Source organism: Arthrobacter sp. LAR12-1-1.1 (assembly GCF_040676555.1).
Classification (GTDB): Bacteria; Actinomycetota; Actinomycetes; order Actinomycetales; family Micrococcaceae; genus Arthrobacter.
Genome location: NZ_JBEGIG010000034.1, coordinates 398,923 through 415,020, shown reverse-complemented (window position 1 = coordinate 415,020; position 16,098 = coordinate 398,923). Strand labels below are relative to the sequence as shown.

13 protein-coding genes are annotated in these 16,098 nt (G+C 68.4%); 7 read left to right on the top strand and 6 right to left on the bottom strand.

Annotated elements, in window-relative coordinates; genetic code table 11:
* Positions 1-10: 10 nt before the first annotated feature.
* Both MRBLAR12_RS17970 and MRBLAR12_RS17965 read left to right on the top strand, forming a co-directional pair.
* Positions 11-1,225, top strand: coding sequence for a pyridoxal phosphate-dependent aminotransferase (locus MRBLAR12_RS17970; protein ID WP_364747416.1), 1,215 nt, complete (start codon positions 11-13; stop codon positions 1,223-1,225).
* A 91-nt stretch (positions 1,226-1,316) separates the two neighbouring features.
* Positions 1,317-1,526: a hypothetical protein gene (locus tag MRBLAR12_RS17965; protein WP_026266615.1), complete on the top strand. Its 210-nt coding sequence runs from the start codon at positions 1,317-1,319 to the stop codon at positions 1,524-1,526.
* A 100-nt stretch (positions 1,527-1,626) separates the two neighbouring features.
* On the opposite strand, the gene trxA is transcribed toward MRBLAR12_RS17965, so the two are convergent.
* The 6 genes from trxA to rimP all read right to left on the bottom strand — a co-directional run bounded on the left by trxA (position 1,627) and on the right by rimP (position 8,271).
* The gene (trxA, locus tag MRBLAR12_RS17960; protein ID WP_364747415.1) at positions 1,627-2,064 is read right to left on the bottom strand and encodes a thioredoxin; all 438 of its coding nucleotides are present in this window, start codon (positions 2,062-2,064) and stop codon (positions 1,627-1,629) included.
* Between the two features lie 149 nt (positions 2,065-2,213).
* Positions 2,214-2,723, bottom strand: coding sequence for a 30S ribosome-binding factor RbfA (gene rbfA, locus MRBLAR12_RS17955; RefSeq protein WP_364747414.1), 510 nt, complete (start codon positions 2,721-2,723; stop codon positions 2,214-2,216).
* Between the two features lie 292 nt (positions 2,724-3,015).
* Positions 3,016-5,919: a translation initiation factor IF-2 gene (gene infB, locus MRBLAR12_RS17950; RefSeq protein WP_364747413.1), complete on the bottom strand. Its 2,904-nt coding sequence runs from the start codon at positions 5,917-5,919 to the stop codon at positions 3,016-3,018.
* A 152-nt stretch (positions 5,920-6,071) separates the two neighbouring features.
* Entirely contained in the window at positions 6,072-6,404 is a 333-nt protein-coding gene (locus tag MRBLAR12_RS17945; protein WP_364747412.1) for a YlxR family protein, read from the bottom strand.
* A 269-nt stretch (positions 6,405-6,673) separates the two neighbouring features.
* Positions 6,674-7,654, bottom strand: a complete 981-nt coding sequence (gene nusA, locus MRBLAR12_RS17940) for a transcription termination factor NusA (protein WP_018774503.1) — start codon at positions 7,652-7,654, stop codon at positions 6,674-6,676.
* Complete coding sequence (rimP, locus tag MRBLAR12_RS17935) at positions 7,654-8,271, bottom strand: ribosome maturation factor RimP (RefSeq protein WP_229993401.1); 618 nt, start codon at positions 8,269-8,271, stop codon at positions 7,654-7,656. Before rimP ends, nusA begins: the two co-directional genes overlap by 1 nt.
* A 104-nt stretch (positions 8,272-8,375) precedes the next feature.
* On the opposite strand from rimP, the gene MRBLAR12_RS17930 reads away from it, so the two are divergent.
* From MRBLAR12_RS17930 to fdhF, 5 genes are all read left to right on the top strand, one after another.
* On the top strand, positions 8,376-9,674 hold the full coding sequence (locus MRBLAR12_RS17930; RefSeq protein WP_364747409.1) for a DUF4439 domain-containing protein: 1,299 nt from the start codon (positions 8,376-8,378) through the stop codon (positions 9,672-9,674).
* 79 nt (positions 9,675-9,753) lie between these two features.
* Positions 9,754-10,482 (top strand): VIT1/CCC1 transporter family protein, encoded by a 729-nt coding sequence (locus MRBLAR12_RS17925; protein ID WP_364747407.1) that lies wholly within the window; start codon positions 9,754-9,756, stop codon positions 10,480-10,482.
* Positions 10,483-10,549: 67 nt separating this feature from the next.
* The gene (locus MRBLAR12_RS17920) at positions 10,550-11,641 is read left to right on the top strand and encodes an aminoglycoside phosphotransferase family protein (RefSeq protein WP_364747406.1); all 1,092 of its coding nucleotides are present in this window, start codon (positions 10,550-10,552) and stop codon (positions 11,639-11,641) included.
* An 84-nt stretch (positions 11,642-11,725) separates the two neighbouring features.
* Positions 11,726-13,426 carry an NAD(P)H-dependent oxidoreductase subunit E gene (locus tag MRBLAR12_RS17915; protein ID WP_364747404.1) on the top strand — a complete coding sequence of 567 codons (1,701 nt, stop codon included), beginning with the start codon at positions 11,726-11,728 and terminating at the stop codon, positions 13,424-13,426.
* Positions 13,414-16,098 carry a formate dehydrogenase subunit alpha gene (gene fdhF / locus MRBLAR12_RS17910; protein WP_364747402.1) on the top strand — a complete coding sequence of 895 codons (2,685 nt, stop codon included), beginning with the start codon at positions 13,414-13,416 and terminating at the stop codon, positions 16,096-16,098. The genes MRBLAR12_RS17915 and fdhF overlap by 13 nt, the downstream gene beginning before the upstream one ends.

Sequence of the window (16,098 nt, the reverse complement as noted above, 5' to 3'; positions counted from 1 at the left end):
GATGGCACACATGCCCGAGCTTGCCGCACATGTCCGCGACGTCCCGATCAACCAGATCCGCGAGATCACCGAAGCCGCCTGGGGAACGCCCGGTGCGATCGTGCTCAGTATCGGGGAGCCGGGCTTCGCAGTCCCCCGCCACGTCCTCGAGGCCGGGATGGCGTGCCTGGACCGGGACGAGACCAACTACACCCCTAACGCCGGGATCCCCGCATTGCGGGAGGCCTTCGCCGCCCGCTTCCGGGAACACAACGCGACGCCGGTCGGCGCCGGGCGCGTCTATGTGGTCGACGGCGCCCAGCAAGGCCTGCACTTTGCCATGAGCCTGCTGCTCTCCCCCGGGGACGAGATCCTCATTCCCAACCCCGGCTACCCCACCTTCGCGATGACGAGCAGCCTGCTGCACGCCGTGCCCGTACGCTACCCGCTGTACCCGGAGCACGATTTCCAGCCGCGGATCGAGGACATCGAGGCGCTCATCACGCCGCGGACCAAGGTATTGATCCTGAACTCTCCGTCCAACCCGCTCGGCGCCGTCCTGGGCGAGGACCTGACGCGCCGCCTCGTGGAGCTGGCGAGGCGCAACGATCTGTGGGTCATCTCCGACGAATGCTACGAGGCGTTCACTTACGATGTGCCGCACGTCAGCCCGGCCCGCTTCGACAGCGACGTTCCAGGCGAAGCGCGCGTGTTCACCTCGCTCACGCTCTCCAAAACCTACGGGCTGACGGGACTGCGCATCGGCGCGCTGATCTGCCCGCCCGGGCTGGAGCAGAAGATGAATAACGTCATGGAGTCGATCGTGTCCTGTGTGGCCTCCCCCTCGCAGTACGCGGCACTGGCAGCTTTGACCGGTCCGCAGGACTACGTCAGCCATGCCCACGCCCATTACCGGGCCAACCGGGACGCGGCCTCGGCGGTGCTGAGCTCCCATGGCATCCCCTACCTCGCGGCCCAAGGCGCGTTCTATCTGTGGGCGGACGTCTCACATGCCAGCGGCGGGGATGTCCGGACATGGACGCGCCGCTTCCTGGCGGACTCCGGCGTGGCCTTCGCCCCCGGCACGGCGTTCGGCTCTATTGGCGAGGGTTGGATCCGCATTGCGCTCTGCGGAAACCAGGCCGATCTTGTGGAGGGCCTCCGGCGTATCCCTGCACGCGAACTGGCAGCAGACCCCGACGGGTCCACCGGCCCTACCGCCGGAGAAGCTGGCGCCCTAGCCTGAGCACACGGCGCTTCCAGGCTGGCCCGCCATCCTGGCTTCGGGTTGTCCTGGCCCGTCCGGGCGCCGTGGATTCCGGCCAAGGGAGTACATCGTGTGGTGGCAAGACCTGCTGTGGGGTTTCTGGAATGGGCTGACGGCATGGATCGTCCTGATCGCCCATGTCTTCGGTTTCTGGAGTGAGTTCCCGTTCTATAACTCCGCCCGCGCGGGGAACTGGTATGACTTCGGCTACCTCCTCGGCATGGGATCTCCCGTGCTGGGCGGCGGACTGGGAGCCCGGGGACGCTCCAAGCGCCGCTAGGGCATTTCGAGATGGCATTTGGCGGCAATGTTTTGCCCGTGCACTGCCGTGATCTGCCATCTCGACCTCATCTGCGTGCCAACCCCGACCCAACCGGCGCTCATCCCGGATTTGCCGCCAATACCTCATCGAGCCAGCTGCGGAGGGCCGCGGCCGGCGGCGCGCCAGCCTGGCGGGCCGCCACCGTCCCCTTCTTGATGACAAGCAACGTTGGGATGGCCTGGATATCGAACCGCCGCGACAATCCCGGGGAGGTGTCGACGTCGACCTTCACGAGCTTGAACTTCCCGGCCCGCTCCTGCGCCAACTTGTCCAGCACCGGGCTGACCATCCGGCACGGCCCGCACCACGCCGCCCAGAAATCGACGAGAACCGGAACGGAAGACTGCTCCGCGACAACCGGGAAGTCGGCGTCCGACGCCGACACGATCCAGGGAAGGTCCTTGCCGCAGTTGCCGCAGCGCGGGTGCCCCGCAGCGGCCGCGGGAAGCCGGTTGGTCTTCCCGCAATGCGGGCACTTGGTCAGGCTGGATTCCACGGCACTCCGATGGCCCTGCGCATACGTGCAGTCATGGTTCCATGGGACTCCCATGCCCCTCAACGGGCCAAGGGTCGAAGGTCCCCGGATACAGAAACAGCAGGGGCCGGACCCGTTTCCGGTTCCGGCCCCTGCTGTTGAAGGCTCTCTTACTTGTTGCGGTCCTCATCGATCGCGTCGTTGTCGATGAGGTCCAGGTCCTCTTCGTCAAAGTCGTCCTCGTCGAGCTCCACGTCCTGGGGCGTATCACTCTTGTAAGGATCGGCGTCCCCGGCGTGCGTGGCGCTTTCGGCCAGCGCGGCCACCTCGGCGTCGCGCTTCTTCGCCGCGCGGAGCAGTTCCTCAAGGTTCGAGGCGGTGACGGGGATCTGGTCGGCCACGAATTCGAGCGTCGGTGTCAGCCGCACGGTGATGTTCCGGCCGACTTCCTGCCGCAGCACACCCTTGGCCTTCTCGAGCCCCTTGGCGGCATCGGCCTGGGCCACTTCGTCACCGAACACGGTGTAGTAAACAGTTGCGTGCTGCAGGTCGTTGGTCACCCGCGAGTCGGTCACGGTGACGCCCTCCAGTCGGGGATCCTTCACCCTCCGGCCCAGCGCCTCGGCAACGACAACCTTTATCCGCTGCGCCAACTTGGCAGCCCGTGCGGGATCAGCCATTTCCACTCCTAAAAATTTGGATGTACGACGGCGCGGTAACGGTGGCCGTACACCAGTTGGGTTTTGATGCCACGCCCCTAAGGCGAGTCTACGACGGACTCCCGTTGGTTTCTTCCGGCGGCCCTTTGGAGCCGTGGAGGGGGCCCGGGAGTGGCATCGGGCCTGCCGGAGCTGGGTGGCCGACGTCGTAAGACGTCGGCCACCCAGCGTAGGGGCGGGGCCCCCTCTACGGCGGAAAAGTGCGGGGCCGCCGGAAAATCCAACGACCCCGCACCTGTACTGCTAAACCAACCTAGACGCGCGGCTTTTCGCGCATCTCGAAGGTCTCGATGATGTCGCCTTCGGTGATGTCGTTGAACGAGCCAAGACCGATTCCACACTCGAAGTCCGTGCGGACCTCGGTGGCGTCATCCTTGAAGCGCTTGAGCGTCTCAACGGTGAGGTTGTCACCGATGATCTTGCCGTCGCGGGTGATGCGTGCCTTGGCGTTGCGTCGGATAACACCCGAGCGGACGATCGAGCCTGCGATGTTGCCGAACTTGGAGGAACGGAACACTTCGCGGACCTCGGCGGTGCCAAGCTGGACCTCTTCGTACTCCGGCTTGAGCATGCCCTTGAGGGCTGCCTCAATGTCATCGATTGCTGCGTAGATGACGGAGTAGAAGCGCATGTCCACGCCTTCGCGGTCTGCCAGTTCGGCAACACGCTCGGCGGGCTTGACGTTGAAGCCGATGATGACGGCGCTGTCGACCGTTGCCAGGTTGACGTCGTTCTGCGTGATCGCACCGACACCGCGGTGGATGACGCGGAGCTGGACACCCTCGCCGACGTCGATCTTGAGCAGCGCGTCTTCGAGGGCTTCCACGGCACCGGACACGTCACCCTTGAGGATGAGGTTGAGGGTGTCGATCTTGCCATCGGCGACGGCCTGGTCGAAGTCTTCCAGGCTGATCCGCTTGCGGCGCTTGGCCAGTGCGGCGTTGCGGTCGGCGGCTTCACGCTTCTCGGCGATCTGGCGGGCGGTGCGCTCGTCAGCGGTCACGAAGAAGGTGTCACCGGCGCGCGGGACGTTGGACAGACCCAGCACCTGCACGGGGCGGGACGGGCCGGCCTCGGTCAGCGCGCTGCCGTCGTCGTCGAACATCGCACGGACGCGGCCGTGGGCCGTGCCTGCCACGATGGTGTCGCCGACGTGCAGGGTACCGGACTGAACCAGGACGGTGGCCACGGAACCGCGGCCCTTGTCCAGGTTGGCTTCAATCGCGATACCGCGGGCGTCCTTGTTCGGGTTGGCGCGCATGTCCAGGGCAGCGTCTGCGGTGAGCAGAACGGCGCCGAGGAGCTCGTCGATGTTGAGGTTCTGTCGGGCCGAGACCTCCACGAACATGGTGTCGCCACCGTATTCTTCCGGAACCAGGCCGTACTCGGTCAGCTGGCCGCGGACCTTGTCCGGGTTGGCGCCTTCCTTGTCGATCTTGTTCACGGCCACGACGATCGGCACGTTGGCCGCCTGGGCGTGGTTGAGGGCTTCAACGGTCTGCGGCATAACGCCGTCGTCCGCTGCGACCACCAGGATGGCGATGTCGGTGACCTTGGCACCACGGGCACGCATGGCGGTGAACGCCTCGTGGCCCGGAGTATCGATGAAGGTGATCTTCCGATCAATGCCTTCGTGGGCGTGGGTGACCTGGTAGGCACCGATGTGCTGCGTGATGCCGCCGTGCTCGCCCGCCATAACGTCGGACTTGCGGATGGCGTCGAGCAGCCGGGTCTTACCGTGGTCAACGTGACCCATGACGGTGACAACCGGAGGACGTGCCTCGAGGTCTTCATCGCCTTCGGCTTCCAGTTCGGCGTCGAAGTCGATGTCGAAGGTGGAGAGCAGCTCGCGCTCCTCGTCCTCCGGGGACACAACCTGAAGCTTGTAGCCAAGCTCCTCGCCGAGCAGCGCGAAGGTCTCTTCATCCAGCGACTGCGTGGCCGTGGCCATTTCGCCGAGGTGGAAGAGGACCGTCACCAGTGCGGCGGGGTTCGCCTCGATCTTGTCGGCAAAGTCCGTGATGGACGAGCCACGGCGAAGCCGCACTACGGTGTTGCCGTCGCCGCGGGGTACGCTCACGCCACCCAGCGACGGAGCACTCATCTGCTCCAGTTCCTGACGCTTGGCACGCTTCGACTTGCGCTGCTTGCCACGGCCTGCGCCGCCCTTACCGAAGGCACCCTGGGTGCCGCCGCGACCGCGACCGCCCTTACCAAAGCCACCACCGGCCGGAGCGCCGCCACCGGCACCGGGAGCACCGGTACCTGGAGCGCCACCCGGACGGCCCGGACCACGGCCTCCGCCGCCGGGACGGCCGGCACCAGCGGGTGCGGGACGTTCGGTGCGGTTAGGCATCATGCCCGGAGTCGGGCGGTTGCCGCCGGCTCCTGCCGGACGACCGGCGCCGGGAGCGCCGGCCGGACGCGGGGCGCCGGGGCGGGGGCCGCCTGCGCCTGCTGCCGGACGGGGACCACCCGGACGGGGGCCGCCTGCGCCTGCTGCGGGGCGCGGACCACCGGGGCGTTCACCCTCGGTGCGGCTTCCGCCCGGACGGGGCATGCCCTGGGACGGAGCGAACGGGTTGTTGCCCGGACGCGAGGGACGATCGTTGTCGCCGCCGCGGCCGCGGGGCATGCCCTGGGACGTGGCGAAGGGGTTGTTGCCGGGACGGGGACCGCCCGGACGCGGTGCAGAACCGCCCTGGCGTGCCGGAGCAGCCGGGGTTTCAGCCTTGGGGGCCGGACGCGCGCCGGGCTTGATGCCCGTCGAGGGAGCAGCCGGGGCCTGGGCGGCGGGGGCTGCCGGAGCCTGGGCGGCGGGGGCTGCCGGAGCGGCGGGCGCAGCGGCAGGTGCCGCAGCGGCCGGAGCCGGAGCTTCAGCCTTGGGTTCCGCAGCCTTGGGCGCAGCGGGGCCAGGCGCAGGCGCCGGACGGGTCGCTGCCGGGCTGGCAGATGCCTGGGGGGCGGACGCCGGAGCTTCGGACTTCGAAGCTGCGGGGGCGTCGGGGAAAGCGTTGCGCAGTTTCCGCACAACGGGAGCCTCGATAGTTGACGAGGCGGAGCGAACGAATTCGCCCAGTTCCTGCAGTTTGGTTACTGCATCTTTGGAAGTAATACCGAGCTCTTTAGCAAGCTCATGTACGCGGACCTTGGCCACATTTCTCCTGTCTCGGTCCGCACCGAGCCAGGCACGAACCGTCTACTTCTTACTGCGGGCCTCCGCCGCGAATGCAGCTGAAAGGCCCATTGCAGAGCGCAACAAAGTTGTCATCGTTGCGCACTCATCGCTGGGAACTCATCGGGTTTCCATCAGTTTTCTGACCCGCTTTCAGGTTGGACGGTTGTTGCTGCGGCCACCGGGGTGCCCACGGCTTCCGTGCCGGCAGTGATCCGGCGTTCCACATCAGCTGTACCGGCTGCGCCCTTGAGGGCGCGACCGAACGCTCGACGTTTGACCGCCAGTGCCAGGCACTTTTCGCTGGGGTGCAGCCATGCTCCCCGGCCAGCCATCCGGCGTCGTTCATCCACCACGACGGCGGACGAACCACCGGCGCCGGCGACGAGCCGGAGTAACTCCGACCGCGACCCTTTTTGTCGGCATCCGATACAAGTGCGCTGCGGCTGATTCCCGAGGTGTTGCACATGTGCCACGTTCGAGTATCTTCCTGCCAGTACAACTGCTTGGTGTATCACTGCGTCCCGGGAATCTGGGAAAACCCAGACGCGCCAAAGACACACGGATACCGCCCGTTAGGCGCGGTCATCTTCTATTCTAGCCCCTCCGGCGCCCGGGTCCCGAACCCAGGCGTGCCGGTCAGCTTGGAAATCACGGCTGACCCGTGAGAGTGCACACGCTCACCGGGCCACGACGGCGGCCCGGCGCCTGTGTTCGTGTGCTGCGCGCTTGCGAGCTATTTTCCGGTGTTGACGGCGGCGTCGGAGACGATGTCGATTCGCCATCCCGTGAGCTTGGCGGCGAGACGGGCGTTCTGGCCCTCCTTGCCGATGGCCAGGGAGAGCTGGTAGTCGGGAACGACCACCCGTGCAGAACGGGTCGCCTCGTCGGTGATCGTGACCGAGTTCACGCGCGACGGCGAGAGGGCGCTGGCGATGAAGGTCGCCGGATCGTCGTTGTAGTCAACGATGTCGATCTTTTCGTCGTTCAGTTCCGTCATGACCGCCCGGACACGAGAACCCATTTCACCGATGCAGGCACCCTTGGCATTCACGCCGGGGGTGTTTGCCTTGACGGCGATCTTGGTGCGGTGGCCGGCTTCGCGGGCAAGCGCCACGATCTCGACCGAACGGTCCGCGATCTCGGGAACTTCGAGTTCGAAGAGCTTCCGGACGAGCCCGGGGTGGGAGCGGGACAGCGTGATGGACGGGCCCTTGGTGCCGCGGTGGACGTCGATCACGAAGGCGCGCAGCCGGTTGCCGTGGATGTACTTCTCGCCGGGAACCTGCTCGGGCGGCGGCAGCAGTGCCTCCACCGTGCCCAGGTTGACCTGGATCATGTGCGGGTTGTTGCCCTGCTGGATGGTGCCGGCCACGAGCTCACCTTCACGGCCCTTGAACTGGCCCAGCACGTTGTCGTCCTCAGCGTCCCGGAGGCGCTGCAGGATGATCTGCCGCGCGGTGCTCGCCGCGATGCGTCCGAAGCCCGCGGGGGTGTCCTCGAATTCGCCGATCGGGGCGCCGTCGTCGTCGATCTCGGTGGCCCAGATGGTCACGTGGCCGCTCTTGCGGTCGAGCTCGGCACGGGCCTTTTCGAAGGCGCCGGGGGTCTTGTGGTAGGCCACCAGCAGGGCCTGCTCGATCGTCGGAATCAGGAGATCCAGCGGGATTTCACGCTCACGCTCCAGAAGTCTCAGCGCGCTCATGTCAATATCCATCAGGCCTCCTCAGAAGGTCCATTGTTTGCTTTTTCCAGACCGGCCTCTTCGAGGTGGCTGAACTCTATCTCGACTTTTCCGCTGCGGATCCTGTCGAAAGGAAGCTTGACGGGTTCACCCTGTTTGGGTTTCATGCCCTTCTTGACGGCAATTTCCGGGACGAGGGTGACTCCCCCATCATCCACGGACTGGACCCTGCCGGTGACGTTGTCACCCTGGATCACGTTCACGTTGACCATCCGTCCGCGGGCGCGGTGCCAGTGCCGCTCCTCCGTCAGTGGACGTCCGACGCCGGGTGAGGAGACCTCGAGCTCATAGGGACGCGCGTCCATGCTGGGGTCATTGTCCAGGGTGTCGGAGAGGGTCTTGGAGATCTCCGCGATGACGTCGAGCCCGACGCCGCCGGTCTCCTCCTGCGGCAGGTCCACCACTACGTGGACCACCCGGTTGGCGCCGGCGACATGGATGGAAACGTCCTCCAGATACAACCGGTTCGCCAGCACTGCGGGTTCCAGGAGTGCGTGAAGGCGCTCGGCCTCGACATTTTGAACGGGTGCGGCTTCAGCCTTCCCCGTCCCGGTCCGGTCTGTTGAAGTCGTGGCTTCTGCGTTCGTCATGATGCCGGCCGCCTCCCGCTAGATAATGTTGTGTGTACTAGCCTAGCGATTTTCCGGGCGGCGTGGTGCACGTGTTCCGGACCGGCATGACAACATGGTCTGTTGTGAACGACGACACCAGGGAAAAGCGATGGCAGGATCACTTTCCCCGGTCGCTCCCCCGCTACGTGCTGCTGGCGTGCCTCGCCCTGGCGGTGGTGAGCCTGGGGGTGGTCCTGATGCCGGCCCGGCCGCCGGAACCTGCGGATCCGCCCTTTTCCGAACAGGCGCGCGCCGCTGCACTGGCAGACACCGTGCGGTTGAAGGACGCTGGCAGCCAGCTTGGCACCGCGAAGCAAGACGGTTCAAAAGACAGCTCGGCGGGCAGCACGGACGGCCCTTCGGCCGGTGCCGGGAACCCTGCCATCGAACGGACTGTAACCTTGCTGACAACCCAGGCGCAGGCCCTGCTGGCACCGGGGGAAAGTCCTGCGGACGCAGCCAGCGCAGCGGCCGCTGACTCCGGCCGGGCAACGCCCCCGGCCCCGGCAACTTCCTCCGCCACAACGGCTCCGTCCGTTTCCGGCCAGACCAGTGCCGGCCAGTCCAGTGCCGGCCAGTCCAGTGCCGGCCAGTCCAGTGCCGGAGCGACCGCCGCACCCCTGCCTTCGACCGCCGCCGGGCTCGTGGCGGCTCTCGCGGACAGCGGGAACCAGCGCCTCGCAGACGCTGCCGTGGCCGACGGCGGCATTGCACGGCTGTTGGCTGCAGTCGGCACCGCCCAGCTGCTGCAGGCTACCGCCCTCGCCGCCGGCACCGGGACGGCGGCGCCGGCCGTCGACGTGGCCGCACCGCGGCTGTCCGGCACATGCCCGTCCCCGTCCGCGACTCCGCAATCCGGTGCCGCCGAGTCCTCCGCCGGGCAGCCCGGTCCCGGGCAGTCCTCGGCAGGGCAGTCCGCGGCCGCGGCCGGCCTCGGCGGTGCCCTGGCGGCGGTGGTCCGGACCGAAGCGCAGACCATCTACGGCTACCAGGTGGCGCTGCCCCGGCTCGGCGGCGCCGCGGCGAAATCCGCGGCCGAGGAACTGGCCCGCCATGACGCGCTCCTCGGCGGCGCGGAATTGCTGAGCCGGCTGCACTGCTCCACTGTTCCGCCGCGGGAGGCCGGCTACACGCTGGGTCAGTCCTTCCTGGCCTCCCCAGCCGCCGGCCTCGGCAGCCTGGAGGCCGCCGCGCTGCCCCCGTACGGCGACCTCGTGGCCCTGAGCGAAGGTGAGACCCGGCAGTGGGCCATCGCGGCCCTGCTCGGTGCCGGGAAGCGGGCCGTGCTGTGGGGCACGGATCCCGGCGCCCTGCCGGGCCTTGACCCCGCCACGCTGCCGGGCCTGGAACCCACCACGCCGCCGTCACAGCCGGCAAACTGAGCACGCGACCAAGCCTCGGCTTATTTTGGTTAGCCTCGGAATACTGGCATGCCTTTGGCCCGGGTGATTTGCTGTAGTCATGGACACGACCGGCGCCGCAACCCTGCACGAGAACGAGCCGCACCACAACGACATCGCGCACCGCCTCAACTGGCTCCGCGCGGGCGTCCTGGGGGCCAATGACGGCATCGTCTCGGTCGCCGCGATCGTCGTCGGTGTCGCCAGCGCCACGACGGACACCGGGCCGATCCTGGTCGCGGGCGTCGCAGGCGTCGTGGGCGGCGCCATCTCGATGGCCCTCGGCGAATACGTCTCCGTCAGCAGCCAGAAGGACAGCCAGCACGCCTTGATCGAGAAGGAGCGCCGGGAACTGGCGGAACAACCCGAGGAGGAGCTCGAGGAACTCGCCGCGATCTACCAGGGCAAAGGACTGAGCCCCGCGACGGCACGGACGGTGGCCAAGGAGCTCACGGCACACGATGCCCTCGGCGCGCACCTCTCAGCCGAACTCCACATTGACGAAACCGACATCGTGAGTCCGTGGCACGCGGCGTTCGCTTCTGCCATCGCTTTCCTCATTGGCGCGATCCTACCCATGCTGGCCATCCTGCTCCCGCCGGAAAACATCAGGATCCCGCTGACCTTCGTGGCCGTGCTCGTAGCATTGGCGGCCACCGGCGCCGTCGGCGCGTGGATAGGCGGCGGCTCGAAGCTCAGGGCAGCCATCCGCGTGGTGATTGGCGGCGCCGCGGCTTTGGTGGCCACGTTCGCGATCGGCAGCGCGCTCGGCGCGAGCGGCATCGTCTAAGCCCGCTGCGCCCAACCTGACACCTGCCAAGCCTGCATCAAGCACTCCGGCACCTACGATAGGTCCCGTGAGCCCCATCCCAGTCGTCCCCATCCCGCCCGATCTTTCCCGCCGCTACTCCCGCACGCCTGACGGACGTGCCTGGCTGGCATCACTTCCTGGCCTGATCGAACAATTCCTCGAGCAGTGGGAGCTTCTGCCGGACTTGGAGACGGGCGCCCATCCGTGGAACGGTCACGGCGGCGTCGTCATCCCCGTCTGGCGCCGGGACGGGGACGGATCCGGCGGCCACGGCAGCCTGGCTGTACTGAAGGTGGCCTTCGCGCATGAGGAGGCCACCCGCGAACACCACGCCCTCGCCCTGTGGGGAGGCCATGGCGCCGTCAGGCTCCTGGCCGCCGACGCCGGATCCTGCGCCCTGCTCCTGGAGCGCCTGGATGCCTGCCGCTCCCTCCTGGATGTCCCTTTGGAAACGGCGGTGACTGTGTGGGGCGGCGTGGTCCGCCAGCTCAGCGTGGTCCCCGATGACCGGCCCGGGTGGCAGGAAATCGACCACGTGGCGGCCCGGGCCGAACAGTGGAGCGATGAACTCCCCGCGACATGGGAGCAGCTGGCGCGGCCATTTCCCCGGTGGTTGCTCGAGGCAGCGCTTGAGGTCTGCCAGACCCGCGGCGCCGTGGGCAGGCGGTCAGGCAAGGACGTCCTGGTCCACGCAGACCTGCACTACTTGAATATCCTCGCCCGGCCCGGCGTGCCGGGACCGGGCACTCGTCAGGACGCGCCGGCGGGGCTGGAGCCGTACGCTGCGATCGATCCCCAGCCCATGATCGGCGAGGCCGAATTTGCCGTGGCCCCCGTGCTGTGGAACAGGCTCCGCGAGTTGCCGCAGCAAGATCCCGGACGGGCCCTGCTCGCACGTTGCGGGGATTTCAGTGCGGCCGCCGGTCTGGACGCCGAGACCGCCCGGCAGTGGAGCCTGGTCCGCGAGGTGGAGAACGCCCTGGGGTACGCCTCGCAGCGTCACCACGACGGCGATCTGGCCCGATCGCTGTGGGTGGCGAGCACGCTGGCGGGCCGGACGCTTCCCGGCCTGCCCGCTCCGCAGGAGCTGCCCGGACCGGGCGAGGACCCGGCCCACTGGGCGGAGGATCGACGCTAGGGCCGGCCCGTTCCGGAGGCACTTCACCTTCCGGGGTCTTTAGGCTCTTCCCCGACTGGGGGTCCCGGGGAGAAGGCTGGATGCATGCACGATTCCCCTGGCGGGCGCTCAGCCGCCGACCCCGGTGGGCAGGAGTACCGGAACAATGACGATCCGTTCCTCCGGTATGCGGCCCGCTTCGGGCGGCCGATCGGGGACGTCAGGACCATGCTCCGCACCCCGGATGCTGCTCCTGCCGCGATTGCCCGCGCGCTCGGGCTCCCCGCGGCAGCGGCCGAGGGACCGGCCTCGTTTTTCGCCGATTTCTCCGCACCGCGCGGAACCCGGCACGTCCGGGTCTGCGGCGCAGCCGCCTGCTTCGCGGCGTCCGGAGGCAGGCACATGGCGGACGTGGAGGCTGCCCTGGGAGTGGAGGCGGGGAGCCGAAGTTCGGACGGCGCCTTATCACTCCAGGAAGTGCGTTGCCTCGGCTACTGCTTCTGCGGACCGGCAGCCCTCGACGGCGAGAACGCGTGTGCCGGGGCCGACCTGCCGGCTCAATTGCTGGGAACGTCACCGCAGAAAGCCCCGCCCATCCCGGTGTACCGGGACAGTACGTTCTCCGTAGTGACCGCCGGACTGCTCGGAGCGTCGACACCTTGGTCGGTCTGGCCCGCCGTCGTGGCCTCAGGAACACCCGAAGCTGTCCTCAGCCAGGTCGAATCCGCCCGGCTGAAGGGACGGGGAGGGGCCGGCTTCCGCGTCGCCGCGAAATGGCGGGCCGCACTGGAGCACCCTGCACCGCGGGTGGTCGTGGCAAACGGCGATGAGGGCGACCCCGGTTCCTTTGCGGACCGCTTGCTCATGGAACGGGACCCGCACCGTGTGCTCGAAGGTCTTGCCCTTGCCTGCTTCGCCGTCGGTGCAGCCACCGGCGTCGTGTTTGTCCGCTCAGAGTATCCCGACGCGGTCGCCCGCCTGCAGGAAGCGCTGCTCGAGGCACGCACTGCCGGGCAGTTCGGCCCGGACGTGGGAGGCAGCGGATTCAGCCTGGAGGTCCACGTAGCTGTTGGCGCAGGGTCGTACGTCTCCGGTGAGGAAACGGCCCTGCTGAACGGGCTCGAAGGTCTGCGCGGCGTCGTGCGGCCCCGTCCGCCGTTTCCCACCGCGCGCGGACTCCACGGCTGGCCCACGGTGGTCAACAACGTGGAAACCCTCAGCGCGGTGCCGTGGATAGTGCAGCACGGCGGACCAGCGTACGCGGCGATGGGGACCGCGGATGAAGCCGGCACAGTGGTCGCTTGCCTGTCCGAACGGTTCCTCCGACCCGGCGCCTACGAGGTGGAGATCGGCACGCCGGTGAGGCGGATCGTGGAGGATCTCGGCGGCGGCCTTCGGGACGGTGCAACACTGCGCGCCCTTCAAATCGGCGGACCCCTAGGCGGCTTCGTCGGCCCCGAGGACATGGATGTGCCGCTGAGTGATGCCGCGCTGACCAGGCACGGAGCAGCCCTCGGCCACGCAGGAATCGTCGCCTTCGATGACAGGCTGTCCGGCAGCCAAGTGCTGCGGAACCTGTGGGACTTTGCCGCCGCGGAGAGCTGCGGCCAATGCTCGCCCTGCCGGGTGGGGGCATGGCGCGGCCGGGCCTTGTCGGAGCGGCCGGATGACCAGGACATTCGCCGCGAACGCAGCGAAGTGCTGCGCACAATGGCGGCGGGCAGCCTGTGCGCTTTCGGCCGCCGGGTGCCGGCCGCGGTGCGAAGCCTCGCCCGCGTCTACGGACTGGATGGATGGCGGTCGTGAAACTCCTGGTCGACGGCCGTCAGGTCGAGGTTGCCGCCGGTGCTACGGTGCTCGACGCGGTGCGGGCGGCCGGCCTGGCCCTCCCGACGCTGTGCCACGATGACCGGCTCACAACGGTGGCCTCGTGCCGGACGTGCCTGGTCGGCATCACCGGCCGCGGTCCGGCGGCCGCCTGCAGCACCCCGGCCGAGGACGGACTGCGCATCACTGTCGAGGCGTCCCGGGCGATGCGGCGTGAGGCCCTGCGGGCCATCGTCGCGGGGCTGCCCGCCCGGGCGCTGGATGTCCCCGCCGACCGCAGCGAACTGGTCCGGCAATGCGCCGATTACGGGGTGACTGCCCCGGCCGGTTCGGTCCTGCCACCGGAGCGCGGAAATGACCACTCCCACCCGTACGTCAAGCTTGACCGCGACCTCTGCATCGCCTGCGGGCGGTGCGTCCGCGCGTGCGCAGAGATCCAGGGCACGTTCGCCCTGACCCTCGTGGGCCGCGGAGCCGCCACGGTGGTGGCGCCGGGAACCGGGGGTCCCTGGGCGGAGTCCGATTGTGTCTCGTGCGGGGCGTGCGTGAACACCTGCCCCACCGGCGCGCTCTCCGAGCCCGGGCTGCTCAATCTGCTGCCGATCGAACGGCAGACGCGCACAACCTGCGGGTACTGCGGGGTCGGCTGCAGCCTGGAGGTCGCCACCCGTGACAACGTGATCATGACCGTCCGGCCCGCTGCTGACGGCTCGGTGAATCGCGGCCACGCGTGTGTCAAAGGACGGTTCGCCCATGGGTTCCTCGGTTCCGCGGACCGTCTGACCACCCCGCTGATCCGCAGGGACGGAACCCTGACGCCAGCGTCCTGGGAGGAGGCGACGACTTACGTGGCCGCCAGGCTGTCCGAAATTCGGGATGCGGACCCGGACGGATTCGCCCTCATCTCCTCGGCCCGGGCCACGAACGAGGAGAACTACCTGGCCCAGAAGTTCGCCCGGGCCCTCATGGGGACCAACAATGTGGACAACTGCGCCCGGCTCTGCCACGCCCCCTCGGCGGCCGGCCTGGCCGCCACGTTTGGCCTGGGCGGCGGGACGAACCCGTTCGATGACCTCGACCGGTGCGACGCGATCCTCCTCGCAGGCGCCAATCCCACGGCGGCGCACCCGGTCGTCGGTTCCCGGATCTTCCAGCGGGTCATGGACGGCGTCCGCTTGGTGGTTGTGGATCCCCGGCGCACCTCTTTGGCCCGGCACGCCGACATCCACCTTCGGCCCCGGCCGGGTACCAACGTGGCCGTGTTTAATGGCCTCGCACACGTCCTGGCCCGCGAGGGACTCGTGGACACCGACTTCCTCGACGCGCACACAAGCGGCTACGAGGAGCTGCTGGCGTTGCTAGGCGACTATCCGCCGGAGCGTGTCGCAGGCATCTCCGGTGTCCCGGCGGAGGACCTGGTGCGGGCGGCTGTGATGTACGGCCAGGCGGCGGCTCCGGCAATCTTCTACGGACTCGGAGTGACCGAACATCGGCACGGCACGGACGGTGTCCGGACTCTGTCCAATCTGGCCCTCCTGCGCGGCGCCGTGGGGCCCGGTGCCGGCGCAGGGGTGAACCCGCTGCGCGGGCAGAACAATGTCCAGGGCGCGTCGGACATGGGGGCCCTGCCCGACCTGCTGCCCGGCTACCAGAAGGTCCTGGACCCCGCAGCGCGGGACCGGTGTGGCGTGGCATGGCAGGCCGATGTGCCGCCGCGACCCGGGCTTCGGATCCCGCAGATGTTCGAGGCCGCCCGGAACGGGGCCTCGAAAGCGCTGTGGGTGATCGGGGAGGACGTGCTCGCCACGGACCCTGACAGCACGTCGGTGCGGGCGGCCTTGACTGCCTGCCCGCTGGTGATCTGCAACGATCTGTTCCTCTCCCCCACGGCAGCAGCGGCGGACGTCGTCTTCCCGGTGGCCGCCTGGCTTGAGAAGGACGGCACGTTCGTCAATTTCGACCGGCGCTTCCAGCGGGTCCGGGAAGCCGTGGCGCCCCCGGCCGGCGTCCGCACGGACTTCGCCGTGTTGCACGCCGTCGCTGCCCGCATGGGGGCGGACCTCGGTTGCGCCACACCGGCGGAGGCCATGGCGGAATGTGCCACAGTGGCGCCGCTGTTCGGTGGAATCTCGCACCCACGCCTGGACCGGGACGGCCCGCTGCATTGGCCGTGCGGGTCTGCCGATTCCCCCGGAACACCACGGCTCTATCAGGACCGGTTCGCCACGCCGGACGGCCTGGCGCACCTGGCCGCCCGGCCCTATCTGCCGCCGGGCGAGGAATGCGACGCGGAGTTCCCGTTCCTGCTGATCACCGGGCGCAGAGGAGAGCACTACAACTCCGGCAGCATGACCCGTCGGACGCACAACCTGCGCCTGCTCGCAGAAGAGACGGTCGACGTCGAACCCGGGGACGCGGCGGCACTGGGCGTCCGCGACGGTGATCTTGTCCGGCTGGGCAGCCGGCATGGAACGGCGGTCCTGCGGGTCAGGATCACGGACGATATGGAACCGGGCCAGGTGTTCGCGGGCTTCCACTTCCCCGGGGCAACGGTGAACAGCCTGACATCTTCCGTGGAGGATGAGGTTACGGGGTGCCCTGAATACAAGGTGACCGCCGTCCACATCTTTCGGATCCGCGTAACCGGATAA